General features: G+C 32.5%; 22 protein-coding genes. 6 read left to right on the forward strand and 16 right to left on the reverse strand.

The window, feature by feature from the left end; genetic code table 11:
* Positions 1–754: 754 nt before the first annotated feature.
* From LI954_RS02970 to LI954_RS02980, 3 genes are all read left to right on the forward strand, one after another.
* Entirely contained in the window at positions 755–991 is a 237-nt protein-coding gene (locus LI954_RS02970) for a hypothetical protein (RefSeq protein ID WP_229443545.1), read from the forward strand.
* A gap of 32 nt (positions 992–1,023) precedes the next feature.
* A complete protein-coding gene (locus tag LI954_RS02975) occupies positions 1,024–1,587 on the forward strand; it encodes an antirestriction protein ArdA (protein WP_229443546.1) in 564 nt (187 codons plus the stop codon).
* 110 nt (positions 1,588–1,697) lie between these two features.
* Positions 1,698–2,087: a hypothetical protein gene (locus LI954_RS02980; RefSeq protein WP_229443547.1), complete on the forward strand. Its 390-nt coding sequence runs from the start codon at positions 1,698–1,700 to the stop codon at positions 2,085–2,087.
* A gap of 37 nt (positions 2,088–2,124) precedes the next feature.
* Here LI954_RS02980 and LI954_RS02985 read toward each other — a convergent pair whose 3' ends face one another.
* Together LI954_RS02985 and LI954_RS02990 are read right to left on the reverse strand one after the other, a co-directional pair.
* The gene (locus tag LI954_RS02985) at positions 2,125–3,732 is read right to left on the reverse strand and encodes a DNA primase family protein (protein ID WP_229443548.1); all 1,608 of its coding nucleotides are present in this window, start codon (positions 3,730–3,732) and stop codon (positions 2,125–2,127) included.
* A gap of 119 nt (positions 3,733–3,851) precedes the next feature.
* Positions 3,852–4,046 carry a hypothetical protein gene (locus LI954_RS02990; protein ID WP_016633611.1) on the reverse strand — a complete coding sequence of 65 codons (195 nt, stop codon included), beginning with the start codon at positions 4,044–4,046 and terminating at the stop codon, positions 3,852–3,854.
* A gap of 114 nt (positions 4,047–4,160) precedes the next feature.
* Here LI954_RS02990 and LI954_RS02995 point away from each other — a divergent pair, with 114 nt between their 5' ends.
* A complete protein-coding gene (locus tag LI954_RS02995) occupies positions 4,161–5,387 on the forward strand; it encodes a hypothetical protein (protein WP_229443549.1) in 1,227 nt (408 codons plus the stop codon).
* 380 nt (positions 5,388–5,767) lie between these two features.
* Positions 5,768–6,964, forward strand: a complete 1,197-nt coding sequence (locus LI954_RS03005) for a site-specific integrase (RefSeq protein WP_229443551.1) — start codon at positions 5,768–5,770, stop codon at positions 6,962–6,964.
* A gap of 160 nt (positions 6,965–7,124) precedes the next feature.
* Here LI954_RS03005 and LI954_RS03010 read toward each other — a convergent pair whose 3' ends face one another.
* From LI954_RS03010 to LI954_RS03030, 5 genes are all read right to left on the reverse strand, one after another.
* Positions 7,125–8,129: an NADP-dependent oxidoreductase gene (locus tag LI954_RS03010; protein ID WP_229443552.1), complete on the reverse strand. Its 1,005-nt coding sequence runs from the start codon at positions 8,127–8,129 to the stop codon at positions 7,125–7,127.
* Positions 8,130–8,193: 64 nt separating this feature from the next.
* Positions 8,194–8,934, reverse strand: a complete 741-nt coding sequence (locus tag LI954_RS03015; protein ID WP_229443553.1) for an SDR family NAD(P)-dependent oxidoreductase — start codon at positions 8,932–8,934, stop codon at positions 8,194–8,196.
* A gap of 19 nt (positions 8,935–8,953) precedes the next feature.
* Positions 8,954–9,526, reverse strand: coding sequence for a TetR/AcrR family transcriptional regulator (locus LI954_RS03020; protein WP_229443555.1), 573 nt, complete (start codon positions 9,524–9,526; stop codon positions 8,954–8,956).
* Between the two features lie 494 nt (positions 9,527–10,020).
* Entirely contained in the window at positions 10,021–11,373 is a 1,353-nt protein-coding gene (locus tag LI954_RS03025; protein WP_229443557.1) for a hypothetical protein, read from the reverse strand.
* 167 nt (positions 11,374–11,540) lie between these two features.
* Complete coding sequence (locus LI954_RS03030; protein ID WP_229443558.1) at positions 11,541–11,855, reverse strand: helix-turn-helix domain-containing protein; 315 nt, start codon at positions 11,853–11,855, stop codon at positions 11,541–11,543.
* A 153-nt stretch (positions 11,856–12,008) separates the two neighbouring features.
* Between LI954_RS03030 and LI954_RS03035 the strand changes: the two genes are divergently transcribed.
* Positions 12,009–12,296, forward strand: a complete 288-nt coding sequence (locus LI954_RS03035; RefSeq protein ID WP_229443560.1) for a hypothetical protein — start codon at positions 12,009–12,011, stop codon at positions 12,294–12,296.
* Positions 12,297–12,466: 170 nt separating this feature from the next.
* Here the strand turns inward: LI954_RS03035 and LI954_RS03040 are convergent, their stop codons facing one another.
* From LI954_RS03040 to LI954_RS03080, 9 genes are all read right to left on the reverse strand, one after another.
* The gene (locus LI954_RS03040) at positions 12,467–13,747 is read right to left on the reverse strand and encodes an FRG domain-containing protein (protein WP_229443562.1); all 1,281 of its coding nucleotides are present in this window, start codon (positions 13,745–13,747) and stop codon (positions 12,467–12,469) included.
* A 173-nt stretch (positions 13,748–13,920) separates the two neighbouring features.
* Positions 13,921–14,805: an AP2 domain-containing protein gene (locus LI954_RS03045; protein ID WP_229443564.1), complete on the reverse strand. Its 885-nt coding sequence runs from the start codon at positions 14,803–14,805 to the stop codon at positions 13,921–13,923.
* A 49-nt stretch (positions 14,806–14,854) separates the two neighbouring features.
* Entirely contained in the window at positions 14,855–16,294 is a 1,440-nt protein-coding gene (locus LI954_RS03050; RefSeq protein ID WP_229443565.1) for an SMODS domain-containing nucleotidyltransferase, read from the reverse strand.
* A 4-nt stretch (positions 16,295–16,298) separates the two neighbouring features.
* Positions 16,299–17,027: a DUF6602 domain-containing protein gene (locus LI954_RS03055; RefSeq protein WP_229443566.1), complete on the reverse strand. Its 729-nt coding sequence runs from the start codon at positions 17,025–17,027 to the stop codon at positions 16,299–16,301.
* 217 nt (positions 17,028–17,244) lie between these two features.
* Positions 17,245–17,418 (reverse strand): type II toxin-antitoxin system RelB/DinJ family antitoxin, encoded by a 174-nt coding sequence (locus tag LI954_RS03060; RefSeq protein WP_229443567.1) that lies wholly within the window; start codon positions 17,416–17,418, stop codon positions 17,245–17,247.
* 439 nt (positions 17,419–17,857) lie between these two features.
* Positions 17,858–18,115 (reverse strand): hypothetical protein, encoded by a 258-nt coding sequence (locus tag LI954_RS03065; protein WP_229443568.1) that lies wholly within the window; start codon positions 18,113–18,115, stop codon positions 17,858–17,860.
* Positions 18,084–18,533, reverse strand: a complete 450-nt coding sequence (locus tag LI954_RS03070) for a hypothetical protein (protein WP_229443569.1) — start codon at positions 18,531–18,533, stop codon at positions 18,084–18,086. Before LI954_RS03070 ends, LI954_RS03065 begins: the two co-directional genes overlap by 32 nt.
* 174 nt (positions 18,534–18,707) lie before the next feature.
* A complete protein-coding gene (locus LI954_RS03075) occupies positions 18,708–19,733 on the reverse strand; it encodes a hypothetical protein (RefSeq protein WP_229443570.1) in 1,026 nt (341 codons plus the stop codon).
* 144 nt (positions 19,734–19,877) lie between these two features.
* Positions 19,878–20,168: a DNA-binding protein gene (locus LI954_RS03080; RefSeq protein WP_229443571.1), complete on the reverse strand. Its 291-nt coding sequence runs from the start codon at positions 20,166–20,168 to the stop codon at positions 19,878–19,880.
* Between the last annotated feature and the right edge of the window lie 169 nt (positions 20,169–20,337).

Below are 20,337 nucleotides of genomic sequence, written 5' to 3' on the forward strand. Positions count from 1 at the left end.
ATTTCATTGTCTATCGACAAGTGAAATCCTAACAAAAAACGGAACAACATGTATGTTGTTCTACAGGAGCTTCATATAAAACAAAATGGCTTATTAACACAAAAACATTAACTCATTACATCTTCGTGACAACAAATACAACGTATGTACACAACGCAATCACAGCCAAAAGAATGGACTGAAATTGATCGTAAAATCCATTGTGTAATTTGCAGCGAGTGACAAAACAATTTAATAAGAAACAATGTGAAACATAAGCCGATTAGCAACGATTTTATAATAGACCATCTAAAAACCATTGCCTGAGCTTTGTTATTTTGATAACAAAACAAATTGTTGGAAGCAACGGTGCACCGTTGCTAATGCTGTGATAAATCACAGCCAAAAATATGAATGCACTAATAAAAAAGAAAGTAGTGATAAAAATGAAACGACTTATTTCTTTACTAAACTACTCCTACGATGGACGTAAATCTCAAAGAAGATTTTTACTAACACTTAATACTTATCTAACTATTAAGCTAATTCAATTTATTAATTTTCTATTTTACTCACCACAAATTCAACCAACACCTTCAAACGCTATTCAAACGATTCATTTTGTACTTCTTCTATTCATTCTTACTTGGTTCTTTGCAATTAGACCGTTACGAAGTGTAAAAAGAGCTCAATGGAATTTTCTAGTAATTACATTACGTTGGAAAATAGCACTACTTACACTTAAAGTAGAACAAAAATTTAAGGAGGTGATTCAATGATTCTAGATACGAACAAACCCAAAGTTAATGACATCTTTTGGATTAATAATGGTGATAACACTGTTCATGTGATTGAAAAAGAGAACAACTTATTTGCAGCTATTCATTCTGGAGATAGTAATTCCTCAATTATCGAAGGTCTTTCACTAAGTGCAGAAAAGACTTATGTAGAGCAAGGCTTCAAAATTTGGAAACCAAGCATAGTTCTTACAGACGATGAGCTATTACCTTAAATTTACAACAATAATAACGTAGGTGATGACAAATGAAGAGATTAGTAACTGATACTATGATGTTAGAAGCGAATGGGCACCGATTTGGTGGAAGTAGCGAGTACTGGATTTATTTAACTAATTTAAAGGCTTATAATGAAGGATGTTTACTAGGCGTGTATCTACACTTTCCATTCGATCAATCAGATTTAGATGAAACCTATGAAGCAATATGTGTAGGCAACGAATTCATAGATAGGTTTGGTTACCCTTACGAAGAATACTTTATCACTGATTATGATGCTCCCTTTTCTGTAAAAGAGTATGATTCTCCAAAATCATTAGCAGAAAAATATGATTGCTTGGAAGAATACATGAATTATCCTGATGAAGTTGTTCGAGTAATTTCAAATTACGAAGGTGAAAATCCTACTATTTATGACCTTTTCGAGGGTTCAACAGACGAGGAAAAACTAGGCTATGTTTTAGTTGATAACGGACTGATAATCGTTCCAGAACATTTACGAAATTATGTTGATTATGAAGCCATTGGTCGCGACTACGCACTTAATACGAATGGCGAATTTGCTGAAGAACATTTTATTGAGTTTTTGTAGAACAGCCAGAGATGTTTTAATTAAGCTTTTTCCAACTACTTTGCCACTTCTTCTCTCTATAATGTATTATAATACGATTGAGAGTATTGAAAAATAAAGGGGATAAAAGGATGTTTGATCACAAGGCTTATTTACAAAAAAATGATTCCATGACTTTTGATGAGGCAGTGGAAATTTACAATTCGATTTTTAAAATTCTGGAATGTAACGATGAATACTTGCATGAGTTGTGGAAAGAGGTCATAGATTCAGCATTGGTCTACTCTAATATGAGAGTAAGTTGGAATTACTTTTCTCGTGAAGAGAAGCATGAAAAAGATAATTTACGAACTAGCTATCACAATACGTTTATGATCAATTTAAAAGCATTTCATAAATTGAGCGAACAACTAAAATTAGATGGCAATTGGATAAAAAAGTTAGGCTCGTCAGAGAACAGAAAACGTTGGGGCGATTTTGCAGGGTACATTTTATGTATTGAAAATATTAAAGCAAGATAGAAAAAAGCATCTCAGACGACGAGATGCTTCTTTCTTGCTATAGACGTACGAGACAGCTACGATAAGTATTTGCTCGAACGAAGGCTCGTTGTTGTGGTGGTGGACTACTTGCTGCTTGGGAATCCATCCACTTCACAAGGTTGTATTCTGTAATGAGTGGTTCATCAGCATCCATTTTTTTTCCTGTATTGACTGTGCCGTTTTTAAAGAGCCAGACATCTGATTCCTCAAACAACTTAGATATGTCTTCTTTGAAAACCTTTCTACTTGTTGGTCGACCTGCTGGATTTGTTCTTTTGACCCACGACACATACAAATCGTATAAGAATGCAATTGGAATTAAATCCCATTTCAGCTCAGGCTCAGGCTCAAGCTCCTTCCAAAATTGCAGGACTGGATTGTTATCTTCTTTGAAATCACCCAACAGTTCTTGACAAACTTGTGGAACAATATATTCATCAAAATCCACTTCCAACGCTTTTTTCAGAACATATTCCAGCACTTCTTCACGATAAATGTACTCTTCTTTTATATATTTGCACTCGCCATTATTCGTAAATGATTTCAGGAATGGTACAAGAATAATCCGACGATAAAGTGAGTCCGTCTTATCCTTGGTTCGTGGTAATCCATTCATCATTTGTATATTCGCACCAAAAAACTGGTAAGCAAATGCTTTTTCATATTTGTCATTGATGATGATATCATCTGCCGTCACACACGCTTTAAAGTCCTTGGCTGAATCAAGATATGCACTCGTGTCATTCTCATCAGCAATATTCGCTGCCTTACCAAAAATTGTTGCTCTTTTCGCATCATTTTTAAATTCATTAATCGCGATTGCCGAGTAGTTCCCTTTACCCAAAATGTTTTTTATAAGCTGTCCTAGTGTTCCCTTACCATTATTTCCCGACTCCGAATAAAAGATAACTGCTTTACCGCTGGAGCTGCTAATTGTTATGCAATCCCGAATTACCTGCCAAATTAATGTTTGAACATCGCTGTCTGCCGCAAGCTCGCCAATCCATGAATCAACATCCCATTCCGTCCCATCCTTGTGTAAAATCGTAGGATTGGTTGCTTGAGGATTGTATGCAACGGCTAATTTTGTTAGAAAAACAAAATCAGGAGTGAATGGCAGAAGCACTTTGGCATGTGTATCATAAATTCCATTCTTTAAAGGGATTAAATATTTTTCATGATTAATATTAACTGCTTCACCAGCATTAAGTTTGAGGTGATGCAAAACTGTATAACATTTTTGTGGATCAAAGGTTGGTGATACCTCACAAATTTCCTTCATAATCTGATCAGAGTCTGTAGTATATATTCCATCTTTATACATTGCTAGTCGTTTTACTTTTCCGTTTCCTTCTGAATCACTTGTACGAATAATACGAAACTCTTTCGTAAATAATAGAAGCAATGCAGTTTCTAATGGATCTAAACACTTAGGAATACGTTCTCTATCTCGACCCTGCAAAGTACCATTGCGATCCTCTATATCCTTTGCTTTTGCGTTCAGTACTGCTTTACCAAGGTTCAATAAGTCATTTGATTGAACCAATTTTTGATTTGCTGTATCCTCTAAAAATTCTCGAAGATACGGTTGCGCCTTTTCTAAGTTAACATTTTGTTTTGACATAGTTGTGTCGTGTCCTTTCGCTTACCCCACAGATAGATATTAAACTGCTCATATGTTAAAATAGCATTGTCGAGATACTATTTAAGAAACGATTCGCGGTTCATCTGTGGGTCGTTTTTTTACTTTTTCAATTGATTAAATACTGCTTTTACATCTTCCACATCATAATATTTTTGCCGTCCAATTTGGACTGCTTCTAATCCAAGCAAGCGTAGTTCTTGCAATGTAGCGAAGCCAATATGAAGCTCCTTCAATAATTCTTTTTGATTGATATACTGACCTAATACTGCTGATTTATTCTCCGATTTCTGCATACTCGCATTCACCTCCTTTGACTCTTTCAGACTACCATTGTTTTTTTAGATCATCATCGGTAAAATTAAAGGTGAAATTTTGAAAAAAACTACTACAGTTTCTAGGAGGTTCTAATGATTAAACTTCAACGCTATTTATATAAAAATATTGGAAAAAGAATACGGATATATCGAAAAAAAATTGGAACTGATAGCATAGAGAATTTTGCAGAAAACATGAAAGAAGATTACAACCTTTCCATTGATAGAGTTCTTTTATCAAATATAGAAAATGGAAAAGCTATAGCAGGTAAAAATAAGTACCTATTTTCAGCAAGCTTGTTAGAGGGTTTCTGTAACATGATGGCAGTTACTAGAGATGAATTAATATTCGGTGATACTGAGCAAAAGGAACAATTAATAAAACTCATCTTACTATCTCTGCTTATGAATGGTGATAAGGCTGCTGATGATACGGCTATTGATGATGATAACAAAACTCTGATTCCTTTCATCGAAACGGGTGACAGCATTGAACACTACATGACAAACGATCGACACTACATCTTAGATCAGTTGTTTTATTCAAACAGAATAGACACCTCTTCTACAGATGAATATCCATTGAGTTTAGAAAATATCGAGCAATTTTTATCCAAAAATTATCCATTTTTTTCAAATTCCCAATTTCGAAAAAGCTACCTACTTCTCACGACAGAAAAACAGCAAGATTTTACAAAGCTATCCAATTTACTACTAAAACTACTATTTGGAAGCTTAGATTTCGCCACTGACTTCATTGAAAGATTTCGTCTTCTGTATCAAAATCAGGATTTACTTGTTTCAGAAGCACAAATATTTTTGCAAAATAGAGGTTGCTACGGAAGCCTAGCAACAGATTGGACTAATTCAAACTTTTACTTATTTGTAGATGCATTTAACAGTTTTTGGACACGACACAAACAGGATATAATGACTTATTTTGAAGAAAATTTATTTGATTTAAACAATAAAAACTTTAACCAAAATAGAATTATGTGGCATTTAACTGATGAATATTTTAACGAGCTCATAACCTCAAAAGATTTTGAAACCTTATTAGAAAATCTACTTACCACCGATGAATACAGCGAGCAAACAATGATTGGACATAATCACGTTAGAAGTGTCATCCAATCTGCCTTAATGATAGACCCAAATATTGGATATATGAACAATCCAACTATTAAAGGTTATGACTTAAACAAACTCAATTCAGATATGCAGAGTCTGACACGTTTTTTTGAAGAAATAAGCAAGAATAATCATAGTAAAGCTGTCATATTACCGCTTTTTGCTAGTAAATATGCAAAAATCCAATGATAAGGATTATTAAAATAAAGAAAATTACACCTCTTGCTTATCTTGCAAAAGGTGTTTTTTGTAGTAGTTTTTTTCACATTTTCTACTAAAAACCTCCTGTGGTTTAACGTTAAGACATCGAAGTAAAATAAGGGCATAGCTTAGCTAAGCAAAAAACGAAAGAGGTAAACTTTTATGCAAACACTTAATAAAACAAAATTGATCTTGGAACGATATGTTAATCAAAAAATGCTGCTTAAAGAACTCGGGATTGGCTATGAAACTCTGAAGGTGCTACACCTACAAGGCTTGCAGGTCATCCATCTTGGTAGACAACGTCTTTATGATATAAACGACGTAAACGAACTACTTTCACAGCTAAAAAATGAGGTGTGAATGGTATGGCGATTACTTCTTTGAAGCAATATGAAAAACGAAAACAAAAGCTTTGGAAATTCAAGTGCTATTTGGGAAAAGATGAATTTGGTAAGGATGTGCGAACAACACGCAGTGATTTTAAGACACAAAAAGAAGCCAAGCAAGCATATCGTGAATTGCAAATTGACTTTGATAAGAATAAGCTGAAGCAAAATGGCAATATCACCTTTGAAAAGCTTTATGAAGAATTTTTACAGAGCTACCGAAACAAGGTTAAACCCTCAACTATTATGATCCTGCGACGTGCAATTGAGGATCATGCTCTTCAATATATCGGTAAGAAAAAAATTAAGGATATTAATGTTCGTTTATGTACTCGAATGAATGAAGAATGGGTCTCAGATGGATATAAGCAAGCATATTACTTTCGCAGAGCCGTTGCTCAAATCCTACAATATGCCGTGCAGCAAGAACTAATTTATGAAAACGCAATGCGTAAAACTGCCCCTATCAATCGAGCAGAAATAGATGAAAACCTCGTAGACACCGAAACAATCAACGTATATACCCCAAAAGAGTTATCAGAATTCCTTCACTATAGCCAAAAGCATGGCAATCTAAAAATTGAAGCTTACTTTAGAACTCTAGCCTACACAGGAGCGAGAAAATCAGAAATTCTTGCTCTTGAATGGAATGATGTTGACTTTGAAAACAGCAAGCTAACAATCAGTAAAACCCTCGCAGAAGTAGAACTCAACCCGAAGACTAAGAAAACAAAGGTTGCTAGCCAAAGTGCTAAAACTAATGCTGGAAAAAGAACCATCTCTATCGATACAGAAACCATGATCCTTCTGAAAAAATGGAAGGAACAACAAACTATCCATCATACTATTCAAGGATTCGATCCTTTAATTCCACACCAACTAGTTTTCCCAAACAAATCAAATGAATTTTGTCGTCCAGGTCAACCAAATGATTGGTATGACATGATTGTTAATAAATACAATTTAGAGAAACGTATTACACTTCATGAGTTTCGTAAAACTCATGTCTCTTTATGCGCTATGGCTGACATGAAGCTTGAAGATATTATGTATAGAGTCGGTCATAAAGACTCAAAAATGACGAAGCAGGTTTACAACTATTTCTACCCTGAGCGAGAAGAACGCAGCGCTGATAAGTTCGCACAATTTATTGAAACAGAAAAAGATTTGTTCTAAAAAATGTCCATTGGTGCTAGTATTGGTTCTACTTTCATTTTGGAGCATTGAAAAAAGCTAGGAATGCCTATATAACAGCGTTCCTAGCTTTTAGTTTATTTGGTTCCAATCATCTTTCAGTCGTATTTTATATTTGGATAAATCACTTTTTCACAGATATTCACTCAAACTTAATCAGCACTTTTCCTTTGGGATGCCCTGATGCAACCAGAGCTAAAGCCTTATTAATATCTTCTAGCTTAAATTCAGTTGGGTCAATCGCAGGTACAATATTATTTCTTTCAACAAGATCCGTAATCCGACTTAACTGTTTTCCGTCTGCACGGACAAATATAAACCGATATTCAATTCCTTTTTCTTTCGCTTGCTTATCATATTTTGAACCCGCTAAGCCAAATAGAATCTGTTTCCACTTTGCCAGCTTTTTATCTACTGCAAATTGCTTATTTGGACTTGTTCGCAAGCTCAATAAGCGCCCACCTGACTTAATGACTGACAATTCATGCTCAAATTCATCCGGACCTAACGTATCAATGACAAAGTCTACCGGCTCAAGTGTTTCCCAATAGTTCTCTTCTTTATAATTAATATAACGATCCGCACCTGCTGCTAAGGTTCTCTCTTTCGCTTCTGGGCTCCCCGAAACAATCACCTTCACCCCTATCGATTTTGCAATCGGAATCGCCATTTGTCCAAAGCTACCTGAGCCACCGGGGATAAAAACTGTTTGACCTGATTTAGCAGCCAACTCTTCATGTAAGGCTTGATAAGCAGTTAAGCCTGTTAACGGAACAGCCGCTCCCGTTGTAAAATCCAAATTCTTAGGTAAATACCCTATAGCATCAACACCAACAGCAGCATATTCTGCAAAAGCACCGATACTATTCACTGGCAATCTACAATATACTGCTTCTCCTACTTTAAAGCCTTGAACATTTTCCCCAACTTTTTCGATGATTCCTGTTAGTTCATTTCCCAAAGTTAATGGCATTTTATAATCTTGGATCAGCTTTACAGCTCCTGTAATATTCAAAATCTCAAGAGGATTCACCGCAGAAACCTTCACTTTGATTAATACCTGATCAGCCGATATCTCTGGGATAGGAATATCTACTATTTTTGCCATCAATTCTTTGGAATACTTTTCTATTTGTGCAGCCTTCATGTTTATAGTCTCCTTAATTTATTAATTTTTTTAGAACGTTCATTCTAGTTTTGTTCAAAAAAATTTATAGTGAAAACGTCGGAAAAATTGAGTCCTTTAGTAAAAATTCGTTGTGTTCATTTACAAGTCCAACTGTCTTCTCACTTTCATACAATCTTATCAGGAAATTAGCCACTTCTGTTGGCGTACGCAACTGTAGCTTTTGATTGTTCATGCCAGCGTTACTAGCTTGTTTAATAAAATCTGTGGCTGTGAGTGCAGGAGCTAATACTTTTGCGTTTAATTCAGCGTCTTTTAACTCCCCCGCAAGACCTTCAGTTAAAACACTAACAAAAAATTTTGAAGCTGAATAAGCCACATTTCCTAAAGCAATAACATACCCCATTGCAGAAGATACATTGATGAGCTGTGTTCCTTTTACATTCGCATAATCTTTTACATAGAGGGTCGATAGGATTGTTGTTGCTTCTACATTTACATGGATGAGTTGTTCAATTTTTTCTAAATCCGCATTCATCAACACTCCCGATGTCCCTAAACCAGCATTGTTAATCCATGTTTCAATGTTGTAATTGGTCAAGGAGTGATACAATTCATAAACTGCTTTTCGATCTGACAAATCACTTTTTCTTAATACAATATCTAAATCAGGATACTCCTTTTGAATCCTTTTTTTCAAAGAATTCAACCGATCTTCTCTTCTTGCAACTAAAATAAGATTTTTTTCTTTCTTAGCAAAAGCAAGAGCTGTTTCATAGCCGATACCAGAGCTGGCTCCTGTAATGACTGTATATTTTTTCTTCATTTCTATTCCTACTCTCTTTTTATAAAATGGACAACGTTACTTTAACAATTGAACGCAGCTTTTTCTGATCATTGGTCGTTTTCGCTAAAACTCTAATCCCTACCCACGCATTATGTAAGTAGCTAGCCAATTCGTGTAAATTTTGCTCTTTTAAAGCTATATCGTTCTTTTCTGCTTCAGATAGTAGCTGAAAAATATAATTCTCACTCTTAGAAAATGCACCCTGAACCTTTTCTGTCACTTCCGAATCCAGTAAAGCTAGCTCAGTAGCTGTATTAACAATCAAACAACCTTTTGGATGATCAGAATTTTCTTGTATAACAATTGAAAATAATTCCTCAAGCTTTTCTTTTGTTGACATTGTCGGCTTTAAACGTTGGGAAATTTCTTGCTCTAACTCAGTTTCGTATTGGTCAAGAGCCTTCATAAAGAGCGCATGCTTATCCCCGAACGTATCATAAATACTCCGGCGATGAATCCCCATGTTATCGACTAAATCCTGCATAGACGTCTTTTCGTACCCTTGTTCCCAGAAGGTCAGCATTGCTTTATCCAACACAACTGATTCATTGAATTCTTTTGTTCTTGCCATTGACTCAGTCCCCCTTTTTTTATTATAGAATGATCGTTCTTATATTAGCAACTATTTATATAGATGTCAATGAATCAGAATTGATTCCTCCATTTCAAAAAGATATGTCAGCTTTAAAAGTTTGTATAATTCATCAAAACAGAAAAAGATTGGTTCTAAAATGCCCATTGGTGTTAATATTGGTTCTACTTTTATTTTCAGACATCAAAAAAAGCTAGGAATGCCTATATAACAGCGTTCCTAGCTTCTATATTGTTATTATCCAACAGACCCTTCCACTTGATTTTCAAGTGGTTATTGCCTTTCAAAAAGTAGTAAAATCGTGGTATTAATAGTTTTTGATAGAGTTATAAAAGCATATACTATCACTGAATTTCACACTATTCGTATTCAAAACCGTATTCAAAAAATTGAGGAGCTATCTTAGAAATTAATTACGAAATTAAGATATTTGCTAAAAGTATACAATCGTTTTCATATTTAAGAAAATTAAGTCATCTTTCAATTTTAAAAAAAGCCTTAATAGTCGGTCTATTTAATTGACTTTTTAAAAACTCTACTTGTTCTGCTAACCCTTCTATCTGGTAATAATTTTTGAATACACCTTTTTTAGTATTTCGCAAAACAGAATCTAATCTCTTTATTCTTTTTTCAAACTGATACTCTTCGATGTCATTTAGTGATGCTCTAGCTGCTTTTACTGTTTTTATTGCTTTTCTTAAAAGCTCTTCTTTCGTTTTTAGCAAATTATCGTAATCGTTTACGTAAGCTTTCCCCTTTCCAATTTCAATCACAGTATAAGCCAATTTTCTTTCTATAGATTCATGTTTTGAATATCTATAGAAAAAAGAAGGAACTTCTTTTTCTAATATTTTTTCCAACTCAAAAATAGTTCTTCTTGCATTACTATTATTAAATATTTTTACATCTACTTCTATCTCATTAAGACTTACAAACTTCTCTAATTGAATCTTTAAGGATGAAAGATCTGAATAATCTTGATTTGACAGTTCCTTATTCAAAATACTAACTTTACTATCTTCTTTCTTATACTCATTTTGTAATTTTGCTTTTCTACTTTTTTCTTTCCTCTTTATTTTCAAAAGTTCCTTATAAACTTTTAACTCTTCAGCTGATAGCTTAGTTGGATCAACTTTTTTATTGGAGTCATTTTTTTCAACTTTCTTTTTATTAGAGCTAGACGGGCTAATTTGAGTTAGTGCTCTCTTGGATAATTCTACATTTCTTTTTCTCTCTTCTCTTTTTAAAACTTTTGATATTTCCTCTTCATCAGCAATTAAGAGTGGTAACTTTAGCCTTCTAAAATTTAGTAATCTGTCTACTAATTTTTTATTCCTTATGTTTTTATCAAGTCTCATATAAGATTGATATAGAGACTCAGGAAATTCCTTATCCTTTGATAGTTTCAAAAGCACTTCATCAACTCTAAGGTTTATAATATTTACGTGATAATAAATTTCTTTTCCTACACGTTCATCTATTCCAATGTGTTCACTGAAATGATTGATTCCTAAAGAAAGTAATTGCTCTGTTTTTTTAGATTTAACTATAAATTGATATTTTAATTCTCTTCCACAAATGCAAAACAATTTCTTTTTTATATCAATTTCAGGAATTTTGTAATATGGATTTTCTTTATACTCTACAAATTCCCATTCACAGTCTTTAAAATAATTCTGCGTTTCAAAATGCTCAAGTATTTTGTACCTTTTTAGACTATTAAGATAAATTATTTGTTCATCACTTAGTTTATTAAGCAATTTTGATCGCTCTTCTAAACTAAGTGCACTCTCCATCTTAGGTGTCCTTTTTAGAAATTCCTTCATAGTATCCTCCTTCTTGAAGTAATCACTGTGACCAATACAATAAAATCTATTATCATCAGATTAACATAACAGTCAAAAAGAGAAAACTAAAAAATGAAAAAACAATTTTGTTTTTCCCACCATCAATACTACTTTGAGAGCTTCATTCTCAAAAATCAATTTACAATCTATAAATTTTTTAACATTCCTAAAATGTATTCTAACTGCTCACTTTCAAGATCAGATAACTCTTTATTTATCTCTTTTAGATAAAACTCTTTCGATCTTGTTTCTCTTAAGAATTCTTCTACTGAAATTTCTAAATACTCACAAATAATATATAGCATTTGAATAGAAGGAGTAACACGCTTATTTTCAATTGAATTAATATAATTATCACTTTGTCCGATTGCCAAACTCATTTCTCTAGCACTAACATTTTTTCTAGATCTAAAATAGCTTAATTTGTTTGCTAAAAAATCTTTTAACTCAGTCTCATTCATCGTTCTACCTCCTTATATGCAATTTTACAGCACACAATTCGATATTTATGAGTTTTAAAAATCAATTTAGCTTGAATCACACTTTAAAAAAGTTTATAATAGCTATAATCTCTATTTTTAACGAATACTTTGAAAGTCGGAGGTATTAAACTAATGGATAAAAAAATATTAACAAAGAATAAGCAACCTGTTAAAATAATTTCCCACCAAGACATCTATCTTTTAAGCGATACTTTTGAACAATTAATTTCTTGGAATGAACCTCTAAATCTCCTAGAAAACTATTTTTCTGATAAAGATAGACCAGTAAATAAACAAAAGCTTGCAAAACAATACTATGCCTATTCAAAATTATTCAATGTTTTCTACACAGATTTTAAGCACCTTTTAGAAACAATGGATAAACAGATCAGTGAACTTAGGTCTAAAGAAAAACTATAAAATATATCTACTACATTGAATTTTAGTAGGTCTCAGACTGAGACGAATTAACTTTGTCATTTTTCTTTATTAGATGTTTTATAAAATGTACTTTCCAGATCAGAAAATCATTTGGAGTAGTTTTGCTTTTCTAATAAATATGAGTTTATCTATTCATTATTTTGCAGCAATCAGACACTGCCATTACTAGATTTATTATTGAAGGTGCTCATTATATATGACGCAATGCTATCGGCATCCCCGAACATAGTTGCCTTATTCACACCAATCTTATCAAGCTCAGCTAATATAGTCTCTTTTGAATTACCGTCGATAACAATTTTTTTAGTATAATTTGCCTGACATTTCAGCAATTGTCTTGGTGTCATTTGATGTGGTTTCATTGTGTCCACATCATTTATTAGGTTGAGCTCGTGCTTGTCAAATAATGTTTGTGAGAAGAACGCACTTTCCTGACTCAATCCTCTTTTGAACGTCATTACTGGACGATATAATAAATTTGGCAGGAAATCCATTTTCAAATTATCCAATTGAATTATGCTTGCTAAATTCCCCACTGCACTTCTATCGTATAAAAAGGCAATTAAACACTCCAACGATATTAAATATTCCCTTACCTCAAGATCAAATTCTCTGTATTGTTCATTATAATAACTATATCGTTTTTCCTTGTATGGGTGCACGAAATCAATAGCAGGAGTATTTTCTGTATAATCGGTTGGCAACAACATAGTAGCCATTTCTTCCTTACCTGAGACTATCTTAATTATCCAACTTTTTATCCCACAAATCAGAGAATTGAGTTTTTCTTTTTTTTCTACAAATGAGCTATCTTCTTTAGAAATACCTCTTCCAATAGAATGCTTAGAGTGCCCACCACACAAATACTTCTGTCGATATCGCTCAATGCATTTGCCAAAAGAATTAAGCTCATCATGTTCGATTGAAAGGTAATTTTGCTCATTAACATGATCTTCTTTCTTAGACGATATTTGGGAACTATGTAACATTAATTGATCGCTTAACATATTCACATGTTTTAACAATTCATTCTCTAAGTCAAAACGTGGATATTTCTCAAAGATTTCAGTTGCATCCGCATAATCATCAAATACATAAACATAGCCATCTGAAGTATCATTTGCTTTTTGACAGGCAAAATATAACGCAACAAGTGCATTTGAAGTTATATCTAAAAGTTTCGTTGCAAGACCGCTATGTTGAGCATAAGGAAGAAGCAAGTCTGGTTTGTCAAACAAGGCATTTTCTCGTATCTTTCTATCAAAAAAATCAATTCTACTTGAATACATATCATAATTTAAAGCATCACGTATAGCCATTGCAGTACAAGCTGTTTCACCATAATCCATGCTCTCTCCCCGATAGAAAACCGTTTCAGGATATTTCATAGTAAAGTCCAAAAACTCAGATATATGCATTATTTTATTCATTATTACCTCCGTAAATTTAATTGAGTAAATTACATCATGATCAAAACAACGTAATAGTATTTAATACCATTCTATTAAATCGATTTTATTTGCATTCTAAAGCCTACTATATTGAATTTTAGTAGGTCTATTTTTACAATTTGATTTTTCAAATCCAAGATAGTGAAACTATCTCATTTTTTCGTATATTTATTAAGTATAGGTATATGGTATAGTTCTTCTCCTTTTTGCCTAGCCTCAATCGCTTCTTCTTTTGTATTGTAGTAACCAAGTGACTGTTGTTTTCCTTTTAGCGTAATATAAGCTCGCCATTTTCTCTCTCTTTTAGCATATGAGACGCCAGGGTAGCCACTAGTGTTAGTCTTAGGTGGCTCTGTTTTTGCTAATGCACATAATCGTGTGCCATTTTCAATACCATCATTCTCTTTAAAAGTCTTTTTTCTTTTTTCTATAATCTCTGGCTCCATAGCTATGGTCTTAAACTGTTCTCTGGCTAAATCTAGTAGACAGCCACAACTTTTCGTATGACCATTCGTCAAATGGCTACTTTCTACAACAGTATTTTCTCCACAATCACAAATACAATCCCAAAAGGCTAAACCTTTTTCTTTATTCTTATCTGATCGTTTCAAAACTAGTAGTTTACCAAATTTAAGGTTCGTTAAGTCTAAAAAATTGTGTCCAGCAATTGCCTTCTTATTTTCTGCTTCTAAGCACCCACAACTTTTCTTTTTTTGAATTTTCAACTCCGCCGTAGTAGCAGTAGTCATATTGCCACAACTACATTGACAACTCCAAAGAATGGACTTCCCTTTTGAATGAATATTTAAAACAGTTAAACGCCCAATGACTTTACCTTTAAAATCAGGAGTTCTTAAACAACCACAGCTGCTGGTATTACCTTGTGTAAGATAGTTTAAGGGTACTTCACAAAAATTTCCACAATCACACCTACATTTCCAAAAATAAGTAGAGCGTTTCTTTTTGTTAAGCCGTTCAACAGCAATAAGTTTACCGAACCGCTGACCAGTTACATCCTTATAGCCTTTATTAACCATATATTCATCATACCTCCTTTGGTAAGAATTAATTATATTTTTGATTTACTTATGAATTTTCTTCAAGTAACTTTAGTGCTTCTCTGAATGATTCCATAGTGTCAGAGTAATCCCCTTCTTTTATACTAACTTTTAACGCCTCTTTTAGTGTCGTTCTATAAAAAGTATTTTCGATAACATATTTCACTTCATAGATTGAAAGAAAGAAATTATCTTCTACCATAGAACACAAGGAGTTATAGTATTCTAAATCCAGTTCAAGTGCTTTATAGATTGTTGCCAAGTAACTGTGCTCATACCCTTGAAAAACACGGTTTCTTTTTTCGTTAATAGAATTTAGAGTTTTAATAATATTCAGCCAATATTCTCTTCCTAATCCTTTTATTATGGTGTCAGAAAGACTTCTATGAGCATCTTGAAGGAAGCCTATATAGATATTATATTTCACTTCATCTTCTTTTTCTTGAATACTCCTTTCTCTCTTTTCTACTTCTATTTTTTTATTCGTATACTCTTTGATTTCTGTACTAAGTCGAATTGATTTATCAATCACTTGATCTAAAATTTTATCCATTTCTATTTTAATAGATAGTGAGTAGTCCTCTTGAATTTCCTCTAAACTTTTTGAAGGACTAGGCCCCAATACTTGGTTCCATGATTCAATAGAAAATTGGTTGCTTTTTACGGTTACTAAATCTTGTTGAATTATTTCTAAAAATTTTGAAAAATCAGCTAATGTATATTCTTTAAGTAAATCATTTTCCTGTAGAGCAGGATCGTATACTGATGGAATTAAGCCTTTATCTATATATTCTGCTTGGTAGTTAGCTATAATGTTATTCATAGTTGTTACTAATAAATTTTCTATATCATATTTGGGATCACCAATATTGTCAGCAATTATTTTCTCTAATAGAATTCCTTTTGGCAGTTTCAAATTTTCTGTTTTCCTTTGTTTTCTCCACCACTTGAAAATTTTAACTAAAGGCTTGAATTTATCCTCATTCTTCAAGTTTGTTTTTGCTGACCAAGAAATATGTTCTTTGGGATTAGTTAAAATCCAAACATCTTTTTCCGAGTCTCCAATGTAGAATTGATTGTCTTCGATAATTACAGGAACAACATCAATATGATAATTAGCCATTTCAACTCCGACAGACTTAGATTGTAGTCTAACTTTTTTGTATTTACTATTATTACTTAAAACTTCTTTTAACTCATTCAAAATTTGAATTGGAGGTGTATCTTTTTTATAATTTGTTACCACTACAATATCCACATCTTGTTTTTCTTCATTTAAAGTGGGGCGTATTGAAGTTTGTTTTGCATATGATCCAGAAATAAAAGTATCTAAGTGTTTCGATTTATATTTTTCATGCCTATTTAAGTACTCTCTTAGGTTCTTTTGTATACTACTAACATATGATTTAGTTGTCTTACTAGGTTCAATATTGGAAAGTAAATCTGTAAAGTATTTATAATTTCCCATAATATTAAACCTCTCTTTTCAATTGGATGCTATCTAATGAAAAGTCAGCGTAATCTCTTATATCAACAGCGGGACTAGTACCTAGCTTATACAATTCATCAAGTATAATAAAAAAGAAGGATAGTACAGTTTCATCAGCACTTGATTTTATTACATCAATAGTTTTATTATCTTCATTTTTAATAGTAAGAAATGAGAAATGGTTAATTGCACAGCCCAAATCAATTGAAGAAAACTCAGACAAGTTTGTTTTGAGAGTGTCTATTGCAACAGTTCTAGAAGAAAGAATTCCTCCTAAAATTTTTGTTAATCCTCGTGCAGGTACTTGTTTTCCAGCAACAATCATTGATCTAGAACTTCTATATAGAGTTCTAACAGACATTATTTTTTTATGAGCATATTCTAAGTAACTCCTATTAATTTCTTGTTTAACTTCAAATATCGCATATACACTTTCTGAAGTGATGAATTTTTCGCCCGCTTCTGTTTCAAAAATTAGTGGAGTATAAAGAGAATCATAGATAATAACATCAATTTGTTCACTCATATTTCCAGTGGAGTCAAAGATGAATCCTTTATCAACAGCGTATTTACTTGGTAGAAAACTTCTAAAAAAATTAATCCATGCTTCTTCACTGTTATCACCTTTGGAAGTAGGATGATTTAAATCTGCTTCTAACTTTGCTATTAACGTTTTTTGTTTATTTCCTAACAATGCTTTAATGGAGGTCATAATTGACTCCTTTCTAATCAAATTCTTAAATAAAGTATATCATGCTTTATTTTTTTTTGTTAATTTTACTAAACAATTAAGTTTTATCAAATTTCAATTATTTTTAAAATAGCGACTAACAGATTAGAGAAACTAACGGTTTAAAAAATACAAATAAATTTTCTATAATTGATGACGATAGCAAGTTTATTTGTAGTTATATTTAACCCCTAAAAATTTATTTATCACCTTTTAATATTTCAAATGGAATCGCTTGATCCCAAACAGCTTGTTCTAAAAATAACTGGATAGCACTTTCCACACCCAACCCCAATTTTTGAAAAATATTTTCTGCTTCCTTTATTAATTCTTCATCCAAAAAAATTTGAATAGTTGTTTTTTGTGTCGACATCTCAATCACCTTTTCTCATTTTTTTTATTGTAACATACGATAAAATTCTCTATATCAAAAAATTTGTTATAGAGAATTTCCATTATTTTAGCTGTTTCTCAAAAAACATATTTCTATAATTGTTAATACATCTATATTGTTCATTCTAGTATGCTTAAGTATGCAGAAAGGTATGCTCTGGTATGCAGCTATAGTATGCTAAAGTAAGCGGAGCGAGAAAATTTGACGGTTTTGGAAACGTTGATACAATCAACTCCACACAACTTGTGGGGACAGTTTCCCTTATGCTCTTTTCTTCAAACATACCTTAGCATACCTATTTTTAGATTCCACCACTAAAAAGCAATTCTATGGCTAATTTATTTAGTTCTTTTTTGCATACTAGAGATAAAGCAAAATAGACATACTTTGCTTAAATACACGTAGGCATTCTTTTGCATTATTGAATTGTTTCAGCTTCAGTAAGATCCAATAATTCACTCGAATATTGAGTGAGCCTTTTCCCAATAATTTCCAAATTGTCTATCACATTTTCCAAGCCATTCATCCTCAATCCCTGTAAAATTAATGGTAATTCTTTTACACTCTTTTCTTTCGGTAATTCTAAGTTTACACATTCCAGATAATTCAAAACAAGAGAAATACTTGTATTTAAATCTTCTAATTTATACGAAATTTGTTTTACTTCTGTGTTCATTTTTTTCATCCTCATTTCTATTCTCTTTTGCTATTATTTGGCTAGAGAGTTTCCGTAATTCCTTCTCATACATTTTCCATGCATTTAAGATATTTTGGAATTTAATTTCATCAAAAGAATCAAGGACAGAGAGAATTGGCAACAAAGGATAACTCCTATTTATTTCCTGCTTTAATGCAGCTTGAACAGGATAGTGACCAGTTAATATGGCATCTGTTCGGATGATGGCTGGAAGAGCTGTAACAAATTCCTCCCCTTGATAAAAAGATAAACAGACAGAACCTCTTTCAATTTTGTTAAAGTCTTCGTGATTGACTGGGATCTTGAAATAGTAGCTCCCTTTTTCTTGACCAACTCCAGTTAAATAGACACCTCGCACAATTTTAAATTTAGGGTGTACTCGAATCTCTTTTTTCACCTACATCTCTCATTTCATTTAAAAATGGTGACCCATTGAAATTATTCAGACTTTAAAACATTACTCATATGATAAAAACGATTTTAAGGTATATTACAGGTGTTTTAAACTAAAATCAGTATAATTTATCAAATCAGAGATAAACACCCCTTAAAATTGTTTTTAAGCAACAATTCATTTTACTTTCATTTTTTGCTCTTTCAAAAAATCTGAAAATGATTGTCCGTTATAATGTGTACGCTCTTTCCCATAAATAAAATTGTGGCGTGCTTCTTTAGAATCAAATTTGCAATCATACAAGAAATCCTTGTATTCCCAATCTTCATAAATAATATCAACACCATAAAAATCATCATTTAGTAAACAGTTTTCCCAAAACGTACGCATAACCACTCTGAAATAGCTTTTCAAATTGTTGATTTTCTGGTCTTTCGCATTTTTTAGTTTATTTTGTAAAATAAACTCGTTTACTTTTTCTTCTAAAAGTATTGAGAAGGCATCCCCATCTAGTTTAAAAGTACCTAGTCCTTTTTCTTTAGCAGATATACCTAATTTTCGATTTTCGTTTTCTCTGTAATTCTCAACTTGGTATTTTGTTTGGAAGATGATGTCAATTAATTCTTTAGAAAATCTCACATCTCCAAAAAGATTTAGCTTCTCAATTGTCTTCTTTGTAATAAATTCTCTGTTAAAATTGTTAACGAACAAATCAGAATAGTCTATACTAATCTCTTTAGAAGTATCATTAGATGTATCATTATTATTTGTTAAGTAAGTATTTGTATTAGTGTTTATTTGTAGCTGGTGATTATCCACACTCGGGTTTTCCGCAATCGGGAAAATCGAACTCGGATTATCCGATTGCGGAAAATCGACATTCGGTGAAAACCTCGGTATATCGCTAACTAGCCATGTATAACCATCAAATTTTCCATTTGAAAAGCGTTGTTGTTGTCCATATACATATCCTCCATGAATCAACTCTTTCCAGCCAGTATTAAAAGCTGCATATCCATCTGTTGAATGACGTGCAATTTCCTCCTTAAAAATAATCCAATCACTTGGTAAACTAGCTAAATAGCAAAGAATCCCTCTTGCTTTCCATGATAAAGTTTCGTCTTGAACTGCTGCATTAGCAATTTGAGTAAATTTGCCACTTGAAAAATTACTTATAATGCGTTGACCTTGTTTTTTCATCATTCAGTTTATTCCTTTCTCATGTTATACTGAAAGGGAAATAGAGCTATATTACTCTATTTTTCCAACTGGACTTAGTGGATTCTGCCAAGAATATTGCACTAAGTCCTTTGTTATCTTCAGTCTGATTTTCATAGATTTTTCCTCCTAATTTGCTATCTTCTTTTGTTTTGAAAGCATAAATTCACGAATAGCGGTTTTAGAATAGAACTTTCTTGAACCCATGACAGTTACTGGCAATCCGAACCTATTGGAATAGTCTTTTAAAGTATTCTGACTTACACCGAGATAACTAGCTGCTTCAAATTGATTCAAGAAATCTTTATCCAAACTTGCATCTCTTCTTGCTTTTTCTGCACTTTCTAAAACTAGTGAATAAATTTCTTTGCGAAAATCCTCTGCTTGTTCTTCAGATAATAAAACATTAATATTTGCCATACTCTCTTCCTCCTTGATTTATAGATAGCTCCTCTAGTGCAGTTTTTTTGTTTTTTTTCTGCACAAAGCAAGCATAAACGTTCATTCATTATTTGTCAACAGAAAAAAAATTATTTTTCTGCACAAAAATATCTATTCATGTTATAATCATCTTAAAGAATACAAATAC

The organism is Enterococcus sp. CWB-B31, assembly GCF_020567645.1.
Classification (GTDB): Bacteria; Bacillota; Bacilli; order Lactobacillales; family Enterococcaceae; genus Enterococcus_L.

Excerpts from the sequence above, each read along its gene's own strand:
- LI954_RS02970 (WP_229443545.1), top strand. The coding sequence starts at position 755 with ATGATTCTAGATACGAACAAACCCAAAGTTAATGACATCTTTTGGATT.
- LI954_RS02975 (WP_229443546.1), top strand. The coding sequence starts at position 1,024 with ATGAAGAGATTAGTAACTGATACTATGATGTTAGAAGCGAATGGGCAC.
- LI954_RS02980 (WP_229443547.1), top strand. The coding sequence starts at position 1,698 with ATGTTTGATCACAAGGCTTATTTACAAAAAAATGATTCCATGACTTTT.
- LI954_RS02985 (WP_229443548.1), bottom strand. The coding sequence starts at position 3,732 with ATGTCAAAACAAAATGTTAACTTAGAAAAGGCGCAACCGTATCTTCGA.
- LI954_RS02990 (WP_016633611.1), bottom strand. The coding sequence starts at position 4,046 with ATGCAGAAATCGGAGAATAAATCAGCAGTATTAGGTCAGTATATCAAT.
- LI954_RS02995 (WP_229443549.1), top strand. The coding sequence starts at position 4,161 with ATGATTAAACTTCAACGCTATTTATATAAAAATATTGGAAAAAGAATA.
- LI954_RS03005 (WP_229443551.1), top strand. The coding sequence starts at position 5,768 with ATGGCGATTACTTCTTTGAAGCAATATGAAAAACGAAAACAAAAGCTT.
- LI954_RS03010 (WP_229443552.1), bottom strand. The coding sequence starts at position 8,129 with ATGAAGGCTGCACAAATAGAAAAGTATTCCAAAGAATTGATGGCAAAA.
- LI954_RS03015 (WP_229443553.1), bottom strand. The coding sequence starts at position 8,934 with ATGAAGAAAAAATATACAGTCATTACAGGAGCCAGCTCTGGTATCGGC.
- LI954_RS03020 (WP_229443555.1), bottom strand. The coding sequence starts at position 9,526 with ATGGCAAGAACAAAAGAATTCAATGAATCAGTTGTGTTGGATAAAGCA.
- LI954_RS03025 (WP_229443557.1), bottom strand. The coding sequence starts at position 11,373 with ATGAAGGAATTTCTAAAAAGGACACCTAAGATGGAGAGTGCACTTAGT.
- LI954_RS03030 (WP_229443558.1), bottom strand. The coding sequence starts at position 11,855 with ATGAATGAGACTGAGTTAAAAGATTTTTTAGCAAACAAATTAAGCTAT.
- LI954_RS03035 (WP_229443560.1), top strand. The coding sequence starts at position 12,009 with ATGGATAAAAAAATATTAACAAAGAATAAGCAACCTGTTAAAATAATT.
- LI954_RS03040 (WP_229443562.1), bottom strand. The coding sequence starts at position 13,747 with ATGAATAAAATAATGCATATATCTGAGTTTTTGGACTTTACTATGAAA.
- LI954_RS03045 (WP_229443564.1), bottom strand. The coding sequence starts at position 14,805 with ATGGTTAATAAAGGCTATAAGGATGTAACTGGTCAGCGGTTCGGTAAA.
- LI954_RS03050 (WP_229443565.1), bottom strand. The coding sequence starts at position 16,294 with ATGGGAAATTATAAATACTTTACAGATTTACTTTCCAATATTGAACCT.
- LI954_RS03055 (WP_229443566.1), bottom strand. The coding sequence starts at position 17,027 with ATGACCTCCATTAAAGCATTGTTAGGAAATAAACAAAAAACGTTAATA.
- LI954_RS03060 (WP_229443567.1), bottom strand. The coding sequence starts at position 17,418 with ATGTCGACACAAAAAACAACTATTCAAATTTTTTTGGATGAAGAATTA.
- LI954_RS03065 (WP_229443568.1), bottom strand. The coding sequence starts at position 18,115 with ATGAACACAGAAGTAAAACAAATTTCGTATAAATTAGAAGATTTAAAT.
- LI954_RS03075 (WP_229443570.1), bottom strand. The coding sequence starts at position 19,733 with ATGATGAAAAAACAAGGTCAACGCATTATAAGTAATTTTTCAAGTGGC.
- LI954_RS03080 (WP_229443571.1), bottom strand. The coding sequence starts at position 20,168 with ATGGCAAATATTAATGTTTTATTATCTGAAGAACAAGCAGAGGATTTT.